General features: G+C 60.1%; 4 protein-coding genes. 2 read left to right on the top strand and 2 right to left on the bottom strand.

Annotated elements, in window-relative coordinates:
- Nucleotides 1-73: 73 nt before the first annotated feature.
- On the bottom strand, nucleotides 74-1,876 hold the full coding sequence (locus tag RS75_RS24780) for a GGDEF domain-containing protein (RefSeq protein WP_045025258.1): 1,803 nt from the start codon (nucleotides 1,874-1,876) through the stop codon (nucleotides 74-76).
- Nucleotides 1,877-2,057: 181 nt separating this feature from the next.
- Nucleotides 2,058-2,303, bottom strand: coding sequence for a ribbon-helix-helix domain-containing protein (locus tag RS75_RS24775; protein WP_045025257.1), 246 nt, complete (start codon nucleotides 2,301-2,303; stop codon nucleotides 2,058-2,060).
- A gap of 347 nt (nucleotides 2,304-2,650) precedes the next feature.
- Here RS75_RS24775 and betI point away from each other — a divergent pair, with 347 nt between their 5' ends.
- A complete protein-coding gene (betI, locus tag RS75_RS24770) occupies nucleotides 2,651-3,271 on the top strand; it encodes a transcriptional regulator BetI (RefSeq protein ID WP_045025259.1) in 621 nt (206 codons plus the stop codon).
- Between the two features lie 11 nt (nucleotides 3,272-3,282).
- The gene (gene betB, locus RS75_RS24765; protein WP_045025256.1) at nucleotides 3,283-4,764 is read left to right on the top strand and encodes a betaine-aldehyde dehydrogenase; all 1,482 of its coding nucleotides are present in this window, start codon (nucleotides 3,283-3,285) and stop codon (nucleotides 4,762-4,764) included.
- Nucleotides 4,765-4,832 lie beyond the last annotated feature (68 nt).

Below are 4,832 nucleotides of genomic sequence, written 5' to 3'. Positions count from 1 at the left end.
ATGCCCGGCAGGGCAGAGGGGGGTAAAGCCGCGCGCACCGGGTCAACCGGATCCCAAACTCGCCCCCTATTTCTCATTTTGTCTCGCCGAACACCCGGATGACGAGACCGTCTTCATTTTCTTTCGCGGCTGCCTTGATGCCGGCGATCTCGCCGCCGATACGTTCGGGATTGGCGATGATCAGCCCCTTCGGCAAAATGAGAACGCCGATCGAACAGCGCAGCAGCGCGAAGTCCCGCTCGTTGCCGTGGCGGTCCTGGCCTTTCATGCAGCCGGCCGCGCGGTCTTCGTCGGAGTAGAGTTCGGCGACGTCAACATGGAAATCGCTAAGCAGCCGTTCGAGGATTTCCGTCAGTTCCTCCACCGTCCAGTCGCGCACGCCGACGAAAAAGTCGTCGCCGCCGATATGGCCGAGAAAACAGTCACCGGCGAAAAAGTAACGGCGCATCAGCGCGGAAAAAAGGGTGATGGCAAGGTCGCCGGCGTTGAAGCCGTATTTGTCGTTGAACGGTTTGAAATTGTCGAAGTCGCAATAGCAGAAGAAGCGCGTCTCATCGCCGTCGCCGCAACTGTCGGCAATGAAGCCGCCGATGGCGCGGTTTCCGGGCAGCGCCGTCAGCGGGTTCTGGTCCTGCGCCATCTTGAGCTGTTTTTCGTTGATGACCTTGATGAGCGAAGCGGCGGAGACTATGCCGGCGTAACGCATGTTTTCGGTGAGGATGATGCAGGCGCTGCCGCCCATGCTGGCGAACATGTTCATCAGCTGGTCTGCATCCGCATCGAGGCCCACGATCGGCGCAGGATCGACGAAGTGGGAAATGGTGCGTTCATAGATCTTGTTCTTGAGAAGGTCGCGGCCGAAAGGCCGGTAGATATATTCCTTGAGGTGATATTCGTTGATGACGCCGCGCGGTTCGCCATTGGCGTTGAGAACCGGGAAAAACGCCTGCCGCGGGTTTCTGCGGAACAATTCGAAGACGCTGTCGACGCTGTCATGCTCAAACACGGTGGGTAGGCGCTCTATTTCGCGGCGGATGAGGATTTCATCCAGCGACTGGCTGTTGCGCCGCGCCACGCCCATGCGGTTGAGGTGCGGAAAGCTCTCGGGAAGCTCGCTGATGAACACCGTCGGCTTGGCGATCAGCCAGCCCTGCACCAGATCGACGCCATATTCGCGGCAGGTCAGAAACTCCGCTTCGGTTTCGATGCCTTCTGCAATGACCCGGACGCCAAGAACATGGGCGATGTTGACGATGTTGCGGACCAGATGCTGTTTGCGCGGAAGGTGATCGACGCCGTGGATGAAATGCCGGTCGATCTTCAGGTAATCCAGCGGATAGTCGCATAGGAGCTTCATCTCGCCGTGACCAGCGCCGAAATCGTCGATCGCCAGCTTGAAGCCTTCCTTGCGCATGCGGGCAATCAAGGCCTTGAATTCCGGCACGCTGGTATTGTCGAAACGCTCGGAAAGCTCAAAGCAGATGGAGGAGGCGGGAATGCCCGCCCGCGCCAGATGGCCGACGAGCTTGTCGAGAATGGCGTCGCCATGTGGGATCAGCCGCACATCGAGATTGAGGAACAGGGTGGTGGAGGAAAAGTCCGTCAGGGTGGAGAATTTCGCCAGCGCGCGGTTTGCCAGCATCTGTTCGAAGGCCTTCAGCTCGCCATCCTCGGCAGCCTGGTCGAGAAGGGCCAGCGGGCTGGAAAAACCGAGCCGGTCGTGGCCGCGCATCAGCGATTCATAACCGAAAATCGTGCCCGTCGTCGCCTCGACAATCGGCTGAAACGCGGTTTCAAGCACAAGTTTCGCCATGGGAAACATGTGCCCGGAGGCAAACCGCCTGATGACATCGTTCTCCAGCATTACGGCCGGCATTTCTGTTCTCCGCTATTGCCGGTTCCCATGGGCGTGACACATGAAATGCGCACACGGAAACCCGTCTCTTTTGCGGCAGACAATCGCAGATCACAGGTCAACAAAAGCTTTCACGACTGTGAAGCTTTGATGAACGTTTTGTCACAGGCCCCCTCAATAGCTACGGGTGCCGCGCAAGGCCTCAGGCCCGGCGCACTTGCCCGGTATGAGCGGCGTAAAGTTCGGCAACATTCATGCGTTCGCGGTCGGCTTCGGTTGCCTCAGCGGGCGCTGCGGGCCTGGTGCCGACACCGTGTTCGGCAGAGGCCGCCCATAGTCTCAGCGCGGCCCTGACGACCTCGCTACCGGATGCGTAAGCGCCGCAATTCACGGCCTCGCGCATTCTTGCTGCCTGTTCCGGGGAAATAGATACTGTTACCATTGGCATGATATCACTCCCTATGTTCAACCCTTGCGAACGCATCGCCGGTCCATGCGGGCAGCGCGCGGTCGCGGTCTCTCTTGCGGGCGTTTTTTCACTTTTCGTCTGGCGCCGCTTCCAGCGAAATTTGTATCACTTCGTATATTAGCACGAAACGTGTTCCATTCCCAATTTGCAGTATATCACGGTTTAGTTTTCCCCCGCGAACCGGCCTCGGCATAAGTGTCGGATGGTCTTATTCGGCCTTGCCGGGTTTTCTTTGATCCATGGCAAATCAGCGACATGAAATGGCGCATTTTTTATTGATTGATTGATCAATCAAGAATATTTTGCCCGCCATCAAGGAGACCATTATGCCCAAGATCGGAATGGAGCCTTTGCGCCGGAAGGCGCTGGTGGATGCGGCGCTCCGCACCATAGGCCATCATGGTTCGCTGAATGTGACGATGTCGGATATCGCCCGGGAAGCGGGCGTGTCGGCGGCGCTTGCGCATCATTATTTCGGCAGCAAGCAGCAGCTCCTTCTGGAAACCACCCGCAGCCTGCTGCGGGATCTCCGGCGGGATGCGGTGGCGGCGCTGACCCGCGCCAGCGGTCCGCGCGAAAGGCTGAGCGCCATCGTCCACGTTTCCTTCCAGAGCGACCAGTTCACGCCCGAAACCGTGGCGGCATGGCTTGCCTTTTATGTCGAGGCGCAACGCTCGGAAGAAACCCGCCGCCTGCTCGTGCTCTATTCCCGCCGCCTGCGCTCCAATCTCATGGCAAGCCTTAACCGGCTTTGCCCGCCCGATGACGCGGCACGCATCGCGGAGGGGGCCGCAGCCCTTATCGACGGGCTTTATATCAGGCACAGCCTGCGCTCGGCCCCGCTTGGCCTTGCCTCCGCGCCGGCCCTTGTCGAGGATTATTTCGACTTGCAGCTCAAACCTTTTCCCGATGGACAGCGCCCGAAGCCGTCCGTCCGCATTCTCTAGGAGTATTCGACATGACCATCGCGACGCCGCTTAAGGCGCAGCCCAAAGCCTCGCATTTCATCGACGGGGACTATGTCGAGGATAATACCGGCACACTCTTCGAAAGTGTGTTTCCGGCAACCGGCGAGGTCATCGCGAGGCTGCATGCGGCAACCCCGGTGATTGTCGAGCGCGCCATCGCCTCGGCCAAGCGGGCGCAGAAGGAATGGGCGGCGATGAGCCCCATGGCGCGCGGGCGCATCCTGAAACGCGCCGCAGACATCATGCGCGAACGCAACGACGCGCTTTCCACACTCGAGACGCTGGATACAGGCAAGCCCATTCAGGAAACCATCGTCGCCGATCCGACCTCCGGTGCGGATGCCTTCGAGTTTTTCGGCGGTATTGCGCCTTCGGCGCTGAATGGCGACTATATCCCGCTCGGCGGCGATTTCGCCTATACCAAGCGCGTTCCCCTCGGTGTCTGCGTCGGTATCGGCGCATGGAACTATCCGCAGCAGATCGCCTGCTGGAAGGCGGCGCCCGCGCTCGTTGCCGGTAACGCCATGGTCTTCAAGCCGTCGGAAAACACTCCGCTCGGCGCGTTGAAGATTGCCGAAATCCTCATCGAGGCCGGTTTGCCCAAGGGCCTGTTCAACGTCATTCAGGGCGATCGCGACACCGGACCGCTTTTGGTCAACCACCCTGACGTCGCCAAGGTCTCGTTGACAGGCTCGGTGCCGACCGGGCGCAAGGTGGCCGCTGCCGCTGCCGGGTATCTGAAACACGTAACGATGGAACTCGGCGGCAAGTCGCCGATGATCGTCTTCGACGATGCCGATATCGAAAGTGCCGTCGGCGGCGCCATGCTCGGCAATTTCTATTCCTCCGGTCAGGTCTGCTCCAATGGCACGCGTGTCTTCGTGCAGAAAAAGGCAAAAGCCCGCTTCCTCGAAAACCTGAAGCGCCGCACCGAAGCGATGATCCTCGGCGATCCGCTCGACTACGCCACCCATCTCGGCCCGCTGGTTTCCAAGGCCCAGCAGGAAAAGGTTCTCGGCTACATCGAAAAGGGCAAGGCCGAGGGTGCAACACTCGTGACCGGCGGCGGCATTCCCAACAATGTCTCGGGTGAGGGCGCTTACGTGCAGCCGACCGTGTTTGCCGATGTGACTGATGATATGACCATCGCCCGCGAGGAAATCTTCGGCCCGGTCATGTGCGTGCTGGATTTCGACGATGAGGACGAGGTTATCGCCCGCGCCAATGCCACCGAATTCGGCCTCGCCGGCGGTGTCTTCACCGCCGATCTCGCCCGCGCTCACCGCGTGGTCGACCGGCTGGAGGCGGGCACGCTGTGGATCAACACCTACAATCTCTGCCCGGTGGAAATGCCCTTCGGCGGCTCGAAACAATCCGGCTTCGGGCGGGAGAACTCGGCCGCTGCGCTGGAGCATTATAGCGAGCTGAAGACGGTTTATGTGAGCACGGGGAAGGTGGACGCGCCTTATTAATTTTGGGCGGTGGGCGGGGGGTACCCCCCTCTGTCCTGCCGGACATCTCCCCCACAAGGGGGGAGATC

It is taken from the genome of Rhizobium nepotum 39/7, assembly GCF_000949865.1.
Classification (GTDB): domain Bacteria; phylum Pseudomonadota; class Alphaproteobacteria; order Rhizobiales; family Rhizobiaceae; genus Agrobacterium; species Agrobacterium nepotum.
The sequence above is the reverse complement of the archived record's forward strand: the minus strand, read 5'-3'. Positions and strand labels throughout refer to the sequence as shown.